Origin of the sequence: Zhongshania aliphaticivorans (genome assembly GCF_902705855.1) — a bacterium.
GTDB classification, from domain to species: Bacteria; Pseudomonadota; Gammaproteobacteria; order Pseudomonadales; family Spongiibacteraceae; genus Spongiibacter; species Spongiibacter aliphaticivorans_B.
This window is the reverse complement of sequence record NZ_CACSIJ010000014.1, coordinates 415,026-430,967: the sequence shown is the minus strand read 5'-3', so window position 1 is coordinate 430,967 and position 15,942 is coordinate 415,026. Positions and strand designations below refer to the sequence as shown.

The following is a 15,942-nucleotide window of genomic DNA, read 5'->3' as shown; positions in this document are numbered from 1 at the left end:
CTTCACAGCAAACTACCTTCGCCCTGCGAAGTATGAGATTGGGAAGTTGGGTGGTATGAAAACATATAGCACAGCCGCATCATTAAGGGCCGCTCTTAATTCGGGAAAACGCGCCGGTAAAACCGTCGCCTTTGTACCGACTATGGGCAATCTGCATGACGGGCATCTACGCCTTGTTCAGCGCGCTAAGCAGCACGCCGACATCGTCGTTGTCAGCATCTTTGTTAATCCGCTGCAATTTGGCGCCAACGAAGACCTCAGCAGCTATCCACGCACCTTGGCCGCAGACAAAGAAAAACTGTTTGCCGCAGGCGCACAATTTTTATTCCTTCCGCACGTAAGCGAAATTTATCCGGAAGGCATGGACAGTCACAGCAAAATTGCTGTGCCAGAACTGTCCGACGACCACTGTGGCGCAAGCCGACCCGGGCACTTTACCGGCGTCGCAACCATTGTGGCGAAGCTATTTAATATTGTGCAACCAGACACTGCCGTGTTTGGTGAAAAGGATTTTCAGCAACTTAGCGTTATCCGTAAAATGGTCCGCGACCTATGCATGCCAATCAACATTGTTGGTGTTGCAACAGCTCGCAGCGAAGACGGCTTAGCCCTGAGCTCACGCAACGGCTATTTAAATGCCGAGCAACGTGAAATTGCACCCGTTTTACATCGTGTATTGCAGGAAACCCGCGAGGCCATCGCCTGCGGCTACGACAGCTATAGCAAGCTAGAACAGCATGCCAAAATCAGCCTTAGCAAAGCTGGCTTGGAGTCTGACTACTTTACTATTTGCGATGCTAGTACCCTGCGTCCGGTAACAGCGGACACCGAAGAAGTGGTCATACTCGCCGCCGCCAAACTTGGCAGCACGCGTTTGATTGACAACGTAACCCTGAATGTTAACCCCAGCGCCGACTGGGGAATGCTGGCTACTAATTAAGCCGGTAAAGACTGAGAGAGAAAGGAATAGCGTTATGCAGTCCGTTATGCTGAAAGCTAAACTTCACAAAGCCCGCGTTACCCACGCAGTGCTCAACTATGAAGGTTCGTGCGCCATCGACGGTAAATTACTCGACATGTCGAGTATCCGTGAATTTGAGCAAATTCAAATTTACAACGTCACCAATGGCGAGCGCTTCACCACCTATGCAATTCGTGGCGAAGACAATAGCGGCATCATTTCTATTAATGGTGCGGCCGCGCATAAAGCGAATGTCGACGACATCATTATTATTTGTGCGTACGCCACATATTCTGAGGCCGAGCTGATCAACTTTAAGCCGCGCCTTATTTATATGAATGCTGACAATACTGTCAGCCACGCCAGCAACGCCATCCCCGTTCAGGTCGCCTGATTCTCTGGCAGGGGCGCCCGCCTCTGCCACTATCCTTCCCGATATTTAGCTGCCCTTTGCCGGTGAATTCCCCCTGCCTGCCATCTTCTTATTTCTGCAAATAAAATTAGTCTATTTTAGGGTTCAATCCGCACGACCAAGCCGTTATCCTGCCAGTAAGCGACATCATCTGTTCTGGTCGTAGCCAGCATTTACAGCAGACCCAAAATCATAACAAATGCATAAAGAGAGTAACGTCATGAGCAAGAGTATCGTCCATCCCGTTCCACCTGCGTTCGCCGCCAGCGCTCACATTAATCGAGCGCAATACGACGAGATGTACCACCAATCACTCAACGATGCCGACAACTTCTGGGCAGACCAAGCAGATGAATTTTTAAGCTGGGACAAACGCTGGCACACAATTAACCGATACGACTTTGAAAAAGGCGAAGCAAGCTGGTTTGACGGTGGAAAACTAAATGTTGCCTATAACTGCATAGACCGTCATTTAGACACTCGTGGCGACCAAACCGCGATTATCTGGGAGGGCGACAACCCCGCCGAATCCAGTCATATTACTTATCGCGAACTCCATACCGCCGTCTGTAAACTTGCAAATGTACTGCTAGCCCAAGGAATTACCAAAGGTGATCGGGTATGTATTTACATGCCAATGATTCCAGAGGCAGCCTACGCCATGCTAGCCTGCGCACGCATCGGCGCTGTTCACTCAGTGGTATTTGGCGGCTTCTCGCCAGAAGCACTTAAAGATCGCATCCAAAACGCCGAATGCAAAATTCTCATTACCGCCGATGAAGGCCTGCGCAGCGGCAAAAAAATCGCCCTCAAAGCCAATGCCGACCTCGCCCTGCGTGACTGCCCTAGTATTGAATCTTGCCTAGTCATAAAGCGCACCGGCGGCGCCATAAACTGGCAGGCCGACCGCGATATCTGGTACCACGACGAAGTCGCCAAGGTATCTGCAGAATGTCCCGCCGTTGCCGTAGAAAGCGAAGCCCCGCTATTCATTCTTTACACCTCTGGCTCCACCGGTAAACCCAAAGGCGTGCTGCACACCAGCGCCGGCTACCTGCTGCAATCTGCCATGAGCCACAAATACGTTTTTGACTACAAAGACGGTGAAGTGTTTTGGTGTACTGCAGACGTAGGCTGGATTACCGGCCACAGCTATATTGTGTATGGCCCACTCGCCAACGGCGGTACCACGCTGCTATTTGAAGGCGTACCAACCTACCCCGACGCCTCACGCTGCTGGCAGGTGATCGACAAGCACAAGGTCAGTATTTTCTACACCGCGCCGACCGCACTGCGCGCCCTAATGGGTGCTGGCGACGAGTTCGTGAACAAAACGGATCGCAGCAGCTTGCGCTTGCTCGGCACTGTAGGCGAGCCCATCAACCCCGAAGCGTGGGAGTGGTACCACCGCGTTGTTGGGGAGGAGCGCTGCCCCATCGTAGACACATGGTGGCAAACCGAAACCGGCGCTCATATGCTCACCCCGCTACCCGGCGCCATCGATATGAAGCCCGGCTCGGCCACCCGCCCCTTCTTTGGTGTTGAACCCGCGCTGCTAGACACTGACGGCAAAGAAATCGAAGGTGCCGGTGAAGGCTTATTAGTGATAAAACGCTCATGGCCTGGGCAAATCCGTAGCGTCTATGGCGACCATCAACGCCTTATCGAAACCTATTTCAGCACCCACCCCGGCTACTACTTTACCGGCGACGGCGCCCGCCGCGACGCCGACGGCGACTACTGGATTACCGGCCGCGTTGATGACGTTCTAAATATTTCGGGCCACCGCATGGGTACCGCTGAAGTAGAAAGCGCACTGGTACTTCATGAGGCCGTTGCCGAAGCCGCCGTCGTGGGTTATCCCCACGATCTTAAAGGACAGGGAATTTACGCCTACGTCACCCTTATGCATGACGTCGTTGGCAGCGAGCAACTCATAAAAGAACTCACCGCGCTCTGCGTTCAAGAAATAGGCCCCATCGCCAAACCAGACTTAATTCAGTGGGCACCGGGACTACCTAAAACCCGTTCAGGCAAAATCATGCGGCGTATTTTGCGCAAAATTGCCGCCAACGAACTCGATACGCTAGGCGACACGTCAACGCTGGCCGATCCGGCGGTGGTAGATAACCTCGTTGAAGATCGCCTAAATCGCTAATAGATATCACAATGCAAAACGGGGTGCACAACTACGTGCACCCCATTTTTATTTCAACGCGTTTATGAAAAGAAAAATCAAAAACTAAAAAAGATACTCAACAGCAAAGACAAATAGAATATGCCGCTATATCAAAGCAGACATCGCTTTTCTGGACCTACAACGACACCGAGCGGCCGCCATCGACAGCAATAATTTGCCCCGTAATATAAGGTGCATCAGCGACCAAGAACACCACCGTCTGGGCGATATCAGTAGCCTCACCTTGCCGCTGTAAAGGCACCCGCTGGCTCAACTCCTGCTTTTCTTGAATACTGTATTCGGTTTCTTCAGCTGGCCATAAAATCGCGCCCGGCGACACCCCGTTCACACGAACATCCGGCGCCAGTTCCAGCGCCAAAGATTGTGTCATCATGGCCACCCCCGCCTTCGCCATAGAATAAGCTGGGTAGCTTTTTAAAGGTTTACTACCGTAGATATCGACAAGATTAACGATGCATCCCGCTGCCATCTTCAAAGCAGGCGCCACAGCCTGTGACAAAAAGAAAGCGCCCTTAAGGTTGCTGCCAAACAAATCATCCCACTGCGACTCAGTTACCGACCCCATCGACGTCGGATAAAAACCAGAGGCATTATTTACCAACACGTCCAAACGCTGCCATTGCGACACCGCTTTGACTGCTAAAACCTCAACGTCAGCAATTGAATTCATATCCGCACTTAAAGTCACTGCAGACTTAGATCGCAGAGTATTTAAGACGTCACACAAGTCATTCGCTGCCGCCGCGGAATGCCGGTAATGAATAATAATACGATAGCCACGCGCATGAAGCCGCCGACAAATTTCAGCACCCAAACGCTGAGCTGCGCCGGTAACTAAGGCGACCGGCGAGTCTTCGCCATCAAACATGTCGCTTCCATTCCCATCCCCACGCCCACTCACATTCACGCCATACCGCCGTCAACAGGACCAATCAAGCAGTCGATGCCCTCTTCCCGTATGGTTGCCTCTATTTCAAATAAAGCATCTTCGTCAGACTCAAAGGCATCTTCCCATACTGTAGAGTTATTAAACTCGTCAAAAACCTCAAGCACCCAAGCACCATCACCATCTTCACAAATTTCAACGCGAAGGGTTTTACCATCTTGCTCAATGGTGCGGCTCAGTGGGGATAATTTAAGTTCAGTATTTTCAGACATGGGGAGTAACTCACAATAGTGGCAGACAATCATCGCACTATTATACGCAAGCTACTCCTTCAAGCGAGACTCCGCGGTGACTGTATCGCGGGGGCAGCGGCTTTACGTTAACGAGCCGTGTAACCGCCATCCATGATTAACTCGGAACCGGTCATATAGCTCGCATCATCGGACGCCAGAAATACAATGCCCTTGGCAATCTCGGCTGCCTCAGCCATACGGCCCATCGGTATACTGGCGACAACGCGCTGAGCGAATGCCTCGGCGTCGCTACTGCTTAACCGAGACAAGGCACCACTTACTAATGGCGTAGCCACATAACCTGGATGCACAGAATTGACTCTGATGGAATAAGCTTTGTCTGCGCAATACAAGGCGACGGATTTTGTAAACGCGCGCACCGCACCTTTACTGGCATTGTAGGCTGGCAGCATTGGATCACCGACAATTCCCTCTATCGACGAAATATTTACAATGCTTCCACCGGACTCTTTCATCACCTTGATCGCTTCCCGCGTACCAAGAAATACCGCATCACTATTAATAGTGTTGGTTTTACGCCAGCCTTCTAAAGTCTCGTCTTCAATTCCGCAGATATTGGCAATGCCCGCGTTATTAATCAAAATCTGTAAACCGCCAAAGCGAGTGATAATTTCCGCGACTACCGCCTGCCACTGCGACTCGTCACACACATCTAAACGCATGAAAATCGCTTGATGGCCTGCAGCATTTAATTCATTCGCCACTCGACTGCCTGATGCTTCATCAATATCACTAACCACAACAACCGCGCCAGCTGCCGCTAAGCCTCTGCATGTCGCTTCCCCTATACCTACACCGGCACCCGTAACCAATGCGACCTTGCCCTGACAAGACATAAAATCTCCTAGTATTACCCAGCGCAAAAGCCGCCATCGACTGTTAGCTCAATGCCCGTCACGTAGGAACTCGCATCAGACGCTAAGAACAACGCGGCATTCGCAATATCTTGCACATTGCCCAAACGTCCCATCGGTATCATTGCCGATTTAAGCAGCGCCGCTGCTTCTTCGACATTGGCAACCACGCCAATGTCTACAAAGTCTTGCAAAGCTTGATCGCCCATTGCGGTTTCTATTAAACCGGGATGCAGAGAATTAACACGAATCCCATAACCAAATTTGGCAAACTCTACAGCACTGTGTTTAGTTAAAGAGCGAACCGCACCTTTCGTTGCACCATAAATACTATGACCAGGCACGCCAACCAAACCTGCAATAGATGACAAATTAATAATAGAGCCACCCTGACCGAAAGCAGCGCCCGGTTTCATGCTTTCAGCCGCTGCTCGCGTACCAAGAAATACCGACTCAATATTTATTTGATTAATCTTACTTACCTGCGCACTGGTGTTGCTCTCTAGCAAGCCACCAATATAAATACCGGCGTTATTAAGCAATACATCCCAGCGGTTTTTCCAATCTTGCAGCGCCAGCTTTAATGCCGCCCAATCTTCCTCACTCGTCACATCTAACCGTATAGCCTTCGCCTGCAAGCCCTGCTCATTGAGATCCGCTGCAATGCGCTCGCAAGACTCTATATTTATATCGCTTAGCATTACGGCGGCGCCGGCCTTTGCAAACATCCGCGCGCAAGCTTCCCCAATACCACCGCCGGCACCCGTCACCACTGCGACCTTACCCTCTAAACCGAAAACGGCGAGCTCATTACTCATAACAGAATCCTTATTATTTTAGTTTTTAAAATAATTTAACGGTGACTAAGATCCAATTTCGACGACAGCTCGCCCGCGAATTTGTCCCTGTAGAATTTTACCGGCGGCCGCCGGCACATCATCAAAGGGGATATTCACCAACAAGGCTTCTAGCTTGGCCATATCTAAATCCTTCGCCAATCTGCGCCACGCTTCTTCTCGTAAAGGCATAGGCGCATGAACTGAATCCACACCTAATAACGACACATTGCGCAGCGCAAACGGCATCATATTGCTAGGTAAATCTAAACCCTGAGCCAAACCGCAGGCTGTTACCACACCACTGTAATGCAGCTGCGCAATCACGTTTGCCAAGGTATGGCTACCGCAAGAATCTACCGCAGCCGCCCATCGCGGGGCCTGCATCATTTCACCTGGCTCAGATAGCTCGGCGCGATTAATAACATCACTTGCACCAAGGCTCTTTAAAAAATCTGCCTCTTCCATTCGGCCTGTTGATGCGGTTACCCGATACCCTAAAGCAGACAGCAAAGAAATCGCGACGGTACCAACACCACCAGACGCCCCCGTTACCAAAACAACACCAGACTCTGGCACCACGCCAAGACGCTCCAAACGCATAACCGACAACATGGCAGTGTAGCCAGCGGTGCCAATGGCCATTGCCTGACGAGTACTTATACCTGCCGGCAGCTTCACCAAGTATTCGCCTTTTGTACGCAAACGTTGGGTATAACCCCCGTTATGAGTTTCTGATGCGCCATAGCCATTCAATACAACTTTATCGCCAACACTGAAACGTGAGTTATCTGAACTGACAACGGTACCGGCCATATCAATACCGAGTATTAATTTGTCTTGCTGAACAATCGGTATGGCATCGCTCATGGCCAAACCATCTTTGTAATTTAGGGTTGAATACTCAACCGCAATTTCCACATCGCCTTCGCCAATTTCGGCCGCACTCAACTGTTCAAAACCTACCGCCAGTTTTCCGTCCAAACGCTTTGCTACCAATGCCTTATAAGTCTGTGTCATGTCATTTACCTCATTATAAAATTACGTGTTAATTACCTAAGCGCCGCAATGCACTATTGGTTAAATAGCGGTCGTATATATCCTGATCATTCACCATCATCTTATGGCCACCACTCATACTGGCCATTTGTTCTAGGCGCGTCATCTGCCCTGTTTGCACATCAAACGCATGAACATGCCCCCAAGACCAATAGGGATGTTTGCCGTCCATCACGCGCTTATTCCCATCCTCATACAGCCCGTATGCGCCATCAAAAGAACGGAAAATTTCGCCTCGCCTATCAAATGACACCATACCTAGCGGTAGCTGAGTGCGAGCATCAAACCACACGCGTTTTTTACCGACTGGTGCGCGCGGAAAGCCCGTTGGCTCGGCATCGACCGCAATCGCTTCAGGGACTAACTCGACGTCGGTATCCCAGAAGGTATCTCCTTTAGGCCCACCGTGGGTAGTGTGTGCCCAGCTCTCACTAGATGAATTCCAACCGCCGCTCACTGCAGCCAACATGGGCCCGCGCGATACTATTTTGTAATTACCCCATGTATGTAGTGGGTCGCCCGCCGCCCAGGCATCTGATAAGTACAAGCTCGACCCTGGCACCAAAGGCTCAAAGCGCTGATCGGTAGGAAAGCGTCGAATACGTTTAAAATCTGGAATGTAGCCGTATAGTTCAGGAAATTTATTCTGATCGTAATGCCATATATTTAGATACGACGTGCCACGCACGCTATCAGGCTCGGAAAAAAACACGCTTTGATAGCGCAGCTTGTCTTCATGGCCTTTCCAGTACACCCCTGGCAACACCACTCTGCCAGTGGGTGCATATTCAGCCCAGCCATTTTCATATTGGTAATTTACTTTGCCCTCACGACTTAAATCGTATTCCCGAATGGCGTAAAAAGACGCATCGTGCCGGCCCCAACTCATAGTTAATCCGGCGAACAATTCCAAACCGCTTTTTGCTTCCGGAAAAGGCAGACCGCCAATCCAAGGCTTACCGTCCAGCGTGACAACATTGCCCTTGTCATCAAATTTCGCCTGACCACGATTTTTGAAGCTGGCCTCAAGATATTCCCAAGGACTTAACTTCATTATGTCGCGGGTCGTTTCCCGCAGCCGTAAACGACGACCCATTTCTTTAACTTGGTAGTACTTAACGGGCTCCAGTAAATCTTTCACTAGCTCTACATTGCTAGCGTCTATGTAATCACCGGCTTTTAATTTGCCGCCACTGTACTCATCAATCGATAGCAATTCATCGGGATAGGCCGCAGCAAAATCGCCATTGTTTGCCATTGCCTTCCATACCGGCATTAACAAACCACCCAAGGCAAGTCCCGCTGTTTTTTTCAAGAACTCGCGTCTTACGTAGTGTCGATCGTATTGTTTTATATGAAATACCATGACGCTTCTCACCAACAAAAGAACCAAAGAAAAAGCCGGCGGGAAATCCCGCCGGAAAGGTCCCGTAATTACGCGGACAAAGCCGAGTACTCGCCCCGGCAGGGTAGGTATTAGAACTGGTAAGCTACCCTTAATCCAAACTCCTCAGCCCAATCAAAAGTCTGCATAATATTCTCGTTAGCGCCTGAGCTAATATCATCATCTATATAGGTATAGAAAGCCTCAACATTCCAGTTTCCACTAGGCTTCCATTTAAGTGCTGGCTGCACAAAAATACCACCACGCGTGTCATACAGTACCGAAAGATCCGCTCGCCACACCAAACCAGGAAAAGGTTGCTGCAGTGCCAATACCAATCCATCCCATCCGTCTACACCTAAGGGCGTATTGTTCGCAGTGCCGCCCATGCCACTCAAATGTCGACCGAATAAATCACTCTCTGTGCGATGCATCCATTGAAAAACGAAGTAAGTCGCAGGAAAATTTCGACTGAAGCGCTGATATTTTTCTAGAACTAAGGCTGATATAAATTCATCTTCAACCAAATAATCTTGGCGCAGGTCTGGCGAGGTAAATACACGATCTGGTGTAAATGACACCTCAAAATTTAGAATTAACTGATCAAGCCAGCTACCGGGCTCGCCGCTAAAGACATAGCTAAATCCAGTACCAAAAATATCTTCTCGCTTATATTCGCGCTCGATATGACCACGCAAACCACCCATACCTTGGCCACTAGTGAGACTGCCCGTTACACCGCCAGTAAGAATAAAGAACAAGTCCAACTCTTCTTTGGCCGCATCAATTCCGTTTACGGGTCTAGCCAATAACAGCTGCGATGCAGGAAACTCCGTGATCAGCTTGTTCAAACCTTCAGCACCATCTAGCCTTGCCATACCAGCATAAGTGAACCATTCCTCAGCGCTCCATACACCTGTTGGGTCTACTTCCAATGGCGTCTCAGCCAGAATCAAACCTGTGCCTGGCAAACCAGGAGCGTCTCGATTAACGCCTGATGCCGTCCAACGAATAACGCCGTCGGGGTTGTAACGATTGGTGTACATAAACTGTAAACCGAAATCACCAATATTGCCTTTCAAACGAAAGCCGCTATTAATTTTTTCATTTGCGTCGCTATACCGATCATGAACTGTGAACTGGCTAGGAATCACGTTGTATGGCGTATTTGGGTTTGCATAAATAGTAGGCTGAAAAGCTTGCGCAAACATATCCAACTCCCAGCTAGAGTTTAATTGGTACGACACCCTAATGGCTGGGGACGATATCCGCTCATCCGCATATTCTTCTGAAGCGAAATCCAATATCAAATGTCGGCGCAAATCCAAGCCATTAGCAACATCCATTACCCGAAAAAACAAGGCTTGGCCCCATGCAATTTGCTGATTACCAGCGCGTACTAAAATGGGCCCGTTTTGATAATCTAAATACAGTGATGGAAAATCCACCATGTAATTGTCACCGGCAACTTCTAAGCGATTCTGCTCACCGCCTGTTTTATAATCATCGTATTCAAAATAATTTGACTCGCCATATAAATAACCGGCCGCATTGCTATTCACGCTACTCGGATCGAACTCATCGTATTGCGCCGCATCAAAGATGCCACGAATTTTAGCTGTGGCAGACCAATTGTCACTAAAACGCAATTGCACCGTATTTTCTAAGCGCACTTGAGTAACATTAAAATCGTTATTAGCCGGCTCGCCATTTCGAGTAGCCGTATCACTAATGGGAACGCCCACAGAAATAGGTAAATTCAAACCTAATAACGTGCCTGCATTAATCCCACCGAAACGGCTAACCGATTCACCATTAAAGACATTGCCGCGCTGATTAAAGGGATTTTCTTCACCAACCGTCTTCGCCGCTGCTTCAACACGAATAAAGCCACTAGAACTGTAATCAATCCCGAATAGCTCGCCGTTCGCCGACCACGCAGGGTTACTTAATCCGAGTGTAGCAAGGGTAATAGCTGCCGCCAGCTGATTATTATTTTTCATACCCGTAAATCTCCAGAAGATATTTTAAATAGAGAGTTTTAGAACATTGGCCTTTTGCCCAACAACGTAGAAATCGCCTTTATAAACACCAACATCGCAATACCATGAATCCAACAACTGCGAATTGTCTAAGCGCTCCGCACGCTGCCCGCCAGGCGCAATCGACAAGGCTTCACGAATACCGGTGACCACAGCGCGATCGTCGCTGCGAACTGATACATCTAATAAAATCGCATCACTGCCAGATTCAATTTTTGACCAACTGTCGCCACCATCCAAACTGCGCAAAATAGTGCCGCTCTGGCCTACAGCATAAGCAAGGCCGCGATCACCGATGGCCAAACCAAACAAGGACTCATCACCGCTATGTAAGGCTTGCCAAGATTTACCTTGATCATCAGAACGCGCGATCATACCGAACTCACCCGCCATATACGCTCGTCCCTGATCATCAACGGTGACGTTATAAACATGGGGCTCGTAAGACTGGCCGATTAACGCCTGCCAATCGATAAGCAATTTCTCCCAGCTTTTACCGCTGTCTACTGAGCGCAAAACAGTGCCGAAGCCACCAGCGGCAATCACAAAACCAGCACCATCTTGAGCAACCGAAAACAGACGCTCTGTCGTTGGTGATTCCTGCTCCTGCCAGGTATCTGCATTACGAAGAACGATGACGCCCTGCTGCCCAACGGCAATGGCATTACCTCCAACATCAGACACCGCTAACAAAGAGCGACCGGCAAGATCAACATTAATCCGCTGCCACGTAACGCCGTCTTTACTACTACTTATCTGCCCCGCGCCGCCCACCGCAATAAGGCCATCGGCGCTGGCGTTAACGCCAAACAACGCCTCATGTGCATGCCCCTTATTGACCATGTCGCCCTGCAAGGGCGCTGCATTTGCAGCGCACATTGCAACACTTAACAACAACGGAACCGCGCATTTAGCCATTTTCGCTACCGTACTCACATTAACCCCCAAGCCGTTGCATGGCCTGAATAGTGAGGTACTTATTAAAGACATCAACATCACCAGGATCGTAGTTACTTTGATAGCCGCCCGTCACCGATTTCGCTTGTACAAAGCGGCTCATGCGATTTGATTGAATGTCATGACTGTGCACACTCGACCACGACCACGCTGGATGAGCACCGTCGTTGCGGGTCATCTTGTCGTTATCCTGCATCGCGTAATGCGGCTCAAACGACTTCCAAATTTCACCGCGGCGATCATAAATAACGTAGGCAACGTACATCTGATTACGCACATCAATCCAAACGCGCTTTTTGCCCACCGGTGCTCTTGCGTACCCCGTTGGCTCGGCCTCAAGCACGATGCACTCGGGTACTAGCTCCATATAGGTATCAAAGAAGGTTTGATCCTTTGGCCCACCATGAACAGGCTTTTCCCAGTTATCATGATAACCACCATGGAAGTTGCGTGAACCGATAGCACCCAACATTGGCTGACGGCCAATAATTTTATAATTACCCCACGTTTGCAGTGGATCACCCGCCGCCCACGCATCAGATAAGAACAATGTAATACCCGGAACTAAAGGCTCAAAACGCTGATTGGTTGGGAACTGGCGAACACGACGGAATGCTGGAATATAGCCATGTAGCTCAGGGAATTTACGTTGATCGTAATCCCAAATATTCAAAAAGGAGGTACCGGCACTATCATTTGGCGCAGTAAAGAAAACGGACTGATAGCGGAGCAAATCCTTTTTACCCTTCCAAACGGTACCGTCGGTGCGTGCAGTCGTATTTAATTCAGTCCACACGAAATCATATTGATAAGACAAATCACCGGAAGAATCTATATCCCAATCGCGCACTGCATATTGAGAATAATCGTGGCGCCCCCAACTCAAGGTCAAATTATATTGCGCTTCAACCCCATTTTTAGGTTCAGGAAAAGGTGTTCCGCCAATCCAAGGTTCGCCAGCTTTGGTATAGACATTCCCGTCTTTACCAACAACGGCCTTACCTTGATTTTTGAGTGTCGCCTCTAAGTATTCGGTCGGGAAAATTCGTCCAATGTCTTTCACTGGCTCAACAATATGAATACGTCGCCCCATTTCCTTAACGTGTTTATAAGCAATTGGGTCCAACAATTCTTTTACATGCTCAACATTATCAGCGGTAATAACATCGCCGGGTTTAACCTTACCCTTTGTGTACATTTCTATGGAAAGTAACTCGTCTGGGTAAGCCTTACTAACATCACCTGCGTTTGCAATTAGTGGCCACAGTGGTGCTAACACGCCGCCAGCGCCAATACCTTTAATCGTATTCTCCATGAAACGACGACGACTATAGTTGGTATCATATTTCTTGATGTGCATAATATTCCTCCGGGATAAACCCTTTTATTGTTGTCATCTTGCGCATTGTGGAAGCACAGTAAAAAATCGTTTATTACAGTGCTTCGGCCTTTAAATTATTGTGATTCATTGCCTGCTTTTTTTCGGCGTCTTCCGCCATTAGCTTGGCAATGTCTACCCCTTCACCTAGAACCATAATGTCTTTACTCGACACAAACTTTGGCTTGATGAGCCACACCAGCAAGGGCAAAACCACGAGCGCGATAACCATATTGATCAACATGACCAGCACCAGTAGCAACCCCATATCAGCGAGGAATTTAAGCCCAGAAAGAAAATACCAAGGAAGAATACCTATCAACATAATACTGGCGGTGAACATAATCGCCTTACCTGTGGTCGTTAAAGCCCCAGTTATTGATTCACCATAACTCCCGCGTTCCTGATACTCCTCACACATTCTACTTAGTAGATAAATGCCATAATCAATACCAACGCCCACGCCAATTGCCGCCACCATTAATGAATTAATATCCAAGCCAATCCCCATGAATGACATACATGTAGTAAGAATCATATTGGAAAGGTTCACGGGAATGAGCAGCACCACACCTGCTATCAATGAGCGATAGGCGTAGCTAGACACCAGCAAAATAACGAGGTTTAGCAAACCCATAATCAACCAGTGATAACGTTCAACCACATGATTTATAGCCTGCTGTATTGCAATGGTGCCGCTACCAAGGCGAACGGTGAAATCTGAGTGATCTATACCCACTATGGCAATAGCTGCTTCCGCTGAGGCAAGTGCGTGATCGACGGTGTCCTGTTTATTGTCTGGATACCAAAAAGACACCGTAGAATTTTGTAATTCAAAATCGACAACGTGGGAGTAGGCTTTTGGGCTAGTACCCATGAGTACCGCCGACGTTGCCGCGTTCACCGCCGAGTCGGTATTATCCAATGGCAACCACTTAGGGTGACCGCCGGAAATCAGGCGATTGGCGTCCATCAAAAAATCACCAAAGGAAAGTGTTGCCCGCGGCGCGCTTTCACCACCCTCCATAATGGCTTGAAGTTGCAACATGGTAGCCACAGTTTCAGCCTGACGAGCTACCCGATTGGGATTGTTTGAATCCTTTGCTTCAAGGATAACCTCTAGGGTATTTACCCCAGGGAAATGATGATTAATCTCTGAAACTGACACATTGTATTCAGAGTCTTCCCACAGCAGATTACTACCTTCCACGGGATTACCGATTTGAATACGCATAGAATGATAGAAAGAAAAGGCCGCAATAATGACGACAACAACCGTGGTATAACGCGCCCGCTTACCCTGGGAAAAGGTTGCGATCCATGCCAATACAGACTTCACCCTGCCATGCACACCACCCGACTCATCAGAAATAATCTTGTCGAGATTTTTAGGCGCAGGTAATACCGACAACAACAGCGGCGCAAGGAATACACCGGTGGGCGCCAACATCATTGCCCAAAACCCGCAGAACAAAGAGAAGCGCTCCATCGCAGGAATAGGCGCAATGGAAATTAAAAAGATATCCGCCGCGTCGGTGATAATGCCCAATATCGACGGTGCTAACATCAGCCCAGTAGTGATGCCGGCTGCCCTAACTTTATCACCCACTTGTGCGAACACTTCGTAAAAGCGTTCAGTAAATTGCACGCAATGGCTAAATGATCGCGCGATCAAAAGCAGTGGCACAATCATTAACAAAGGCTCTATGGGCAGTTTCATCCAACCAGCAAAACCGAAACCCCAAATCGCTGCCACAATACTTGCGAAAACGGGTGTGACAACGCCTGCAATGTTTTGGGTATAAAGCACAAGAGCAATAACCAAGGCTCCCAATGTAATACCAAAGATGCCAATCATTTGATGCTGGTATTCGTATACCCAACCCGTTAACGCTGGCTGCCCAGCCATATAGACATCGTGGTTAGCATCCCGAGCAGTGTCAGCCAGATTTTTAACGAAGGTGAAGGCCTCACCGTAATCCAAACGCTGCTCTATAAACGTTGCTGATATTAACGTTGCAGTTTCGTCGCCAGAAATAAGAAACTGCTGGGCATTGGGCGACTTACGGACATTCTCTTTGAATGCTGCAATTTCCTCGCTCGTAGCAGGAACAGAGTCACCCATTAAAGGTTGCGCATCTATACCAAATGGCGCTGCTTCCGCATAACGTGCTTTTGCTGATGCAATAGATAAAATTTGATCGTGATCCACTCCCGGCGATAAATCGATATCACGGGTAAGCTGCCATACTTTATCTAAGGTTTCTGCGTTATAAATATCACCGCTCTTGGTTTTTACCATTAGCGTGAAGGTCAGCGGATTACCAAAATTAGGATGATCTTTAAACACCTGAATAAACGGATCATCCTTGGGTAGCAAATCCGAGAATATCGTCTTCAATTCAACATTCTTTAGACCCATAGCAAAGAATATAGTGACAGCCGCAAACAGGAACCAAGCAGTTTTTCGGTTCTCCAAAACAGCCATCGCTATTCTGTTTCTTATTGTATTCATTAAGGTTTACTACCCCATTACTGTAAAAAGAAACGAAAACATTCTTCCTACATAAAATTATTATGTCGTTCTATAAGAGTCTTATCTGTTCTATCTTGAACTTGATATTAGCCTTGAATGTAAGTGTCAGTAATGCTCATTACC

At 48.6% G+C, this 15,942-nt stretch carries 13 protein-coding genes; 3 read left to right on the top strand and 10 right to left on the bottom strand.

Annotation, left to right across the window (positions count from 1 at the left end):
* Nucleotides 1-55 precede the first annotated feature (55 nt).
* The 3 genes from panC to acs all read left to right on the top strand — a co-directional run bounded on the left by panC (nucleotide 56) and on the right by acs (nucleotide 3,531).
* Nucleotides 56-940: a pantoate--beta-alanine ligase gene (gene panC / locus GVJ32_RS14045; protein ID WP_159240720.1), complete on the top strand. Its 885-nt coding sequence runs from the start codon at nucleotides 56-58 to the stop codon at nucleotides 938-940.
* A 34-nt stretch (nucleotides 941-974) separates the two neighbouring features.
* Nucleotides 975-1,355, top strand: a complete 381-nt coding sequence (gene panD, locus GVJ32_RS14040; RefSeq protein ID WP_159240719.1) for an aspartate 1-decarboxylase — start codon at nucleotides 975-977, stop codon at nucleotides 1,353-1,355.
* 238 nt (nucleotides 1,356-1,593) lie between these two features.
* Entirely contained in the window at nucleotides 1,594-3,531 is a 1,938-nt protein-coding gene (gene acs / locus GVJ32_RS14035; protein ID WP_159240718.1) for an acetate--CoA ligase, read from the top strand.
* Nucleotides 3,532-3,688: 157 nt separating this feature from the next.
* On the opposite strand, the gene GVJ32_RS14030 is transcribed toward acs, so the two are convergent.
* The 10 genes from GVJ32_RS14030 to GVJ32_RS13985 form a co-directional block, all read right to left on the bottom strand.
* Nucleotides 3,689-4,441 carry a pteridine reductase gene (locus tag GVJ32_RS14030; protein ID WP_159240717.1) on the bottom strand — a complete coding sequence of 251 codons (753 nt, stop codon included), beginning with the start codon at nucleotides 4,439-4,441 and terminating at the stop codon, nucleotides 3,689-3,691.
* Nucleotides 4,442-4,476: 35 nt separating this feature from the next.
* Nucleotides 4,477-4,731 carry a hypothetical protein gene (locus tag GVJ32_RS14025; RefSeq protein WP_159240716.1) on the bottom strand — a complete coding sequence of 85 codons (255 nt, stop codon included), beginning with the start codon at nucleotides 4,729-4,731 and terminating at the stop codon, nucleotides 4,477-4,479.
* A gap of 107 nt (nucleotides 4,732-4,838) precedes the next feature.
* Nucleotides 4,839-5,609: a glucose 1-dehydrogenase gene (locus GVJ32_RS14020; protein WP_159240715.1), complete on the bottom strand. Its 771-nt coding sequence runs from the start codon at nucleotides 5,607-5,609 to the stop codon at nucleotides 4,839-4,841.
* A gap of 14 nt (nucleotides 5,610-5,623) precedes the next feature.
* Nucleotides 5,624-6,445, bottom strand: coding sequence for an SDR family NAD(P)-dependent oxidoreductase (locus tag GVJ32_RS14015; protein ID WP_159240714.1), 822 nt, complete (start codon nucleotides 6,443-6,445; stop codon nucleotides 5,624-5,626).
* Nucleotides 6,446-6,490: 45 nt separating this feature from the next.
* Nucleotides 6,491-7,483: an MDR family oxidoreductase gene (locus GVJ32_RS14010; RefSeq protein WP_159240713.1), complete on the bottom strand. Its 993-nt coding sequence runs from the start codon at nucleotides 7,481-7,483 to the stop codon at nucleotides 6,491-6,493.
* Nucleotides 7,484-7,511: 28 nt separating this feature from the next.
* Nucleotides 7,512-8,837 (bottom strand): DUF1329 domain-containing protein, encoded by a 1,326-nt coding sequence (locus GVJ32_RS14005; RefSeq protein WP_353652906.1) that lies wholly within the window; start codon nucleotides 8,835-8,837, stop codon nucleotides 7,512-7,514.
* 161 nt (nucleotides 8,838-8,998) lie between these two features.
* On the bottom strand, nucleotides 8,999-10,909 hold the full coding sequence (locus GVJ32_RS14000) for a DUF1302 family protein (RefSeq protein ID WP_159240711.1): 1,911 nt from the start codon (nucleotides 10,907-10,909) through the stop codon (nucleotides 8,999-9,001).
* 24 nt (nucleotides 10,910-10,933) lie between these two features.
* The gene (locus GVJ32_RS13995; RefSeq protein ID WP_159240710.1) at nucleotides 10,934-11,884 is read right to left on the bottom strand and encodes a WD40/YVTN/BNR-like repeat-containing protein; all 951 of its coding nucleotides are present in this window, start codon (nucleotides 11,882-11,884) and stop codon (nucleotides 10,934-10,936) included.
* 1 nt (nucleotide 11,885) lies between these two features.
* Entirely contained in the window at nucleotides 11,886-13,265 is a 1,380-nt protein-coding gene (locus GVJ32_RS13990; RefSeq protein WP_159240709.1) for a DUF1329 domain-containing protein, read from the bottom strand.
* 73 nt (nucleotides 13,266-13,338) lie between these two features.
* Complete coding sequence (locus tag GVJ32_RS13985; protein ID WP_235035140.1) at nucleotides 13,339-15,684, bottom strand: efflux RND transporter permease subunit; 2,346 nt, start codon at nucleotides 15,682-15,684, stop codon at nucleotides 13,339-13,341.
* Nucleotides 15,685-15,942 lie beyond the last annotated feature (258 nt).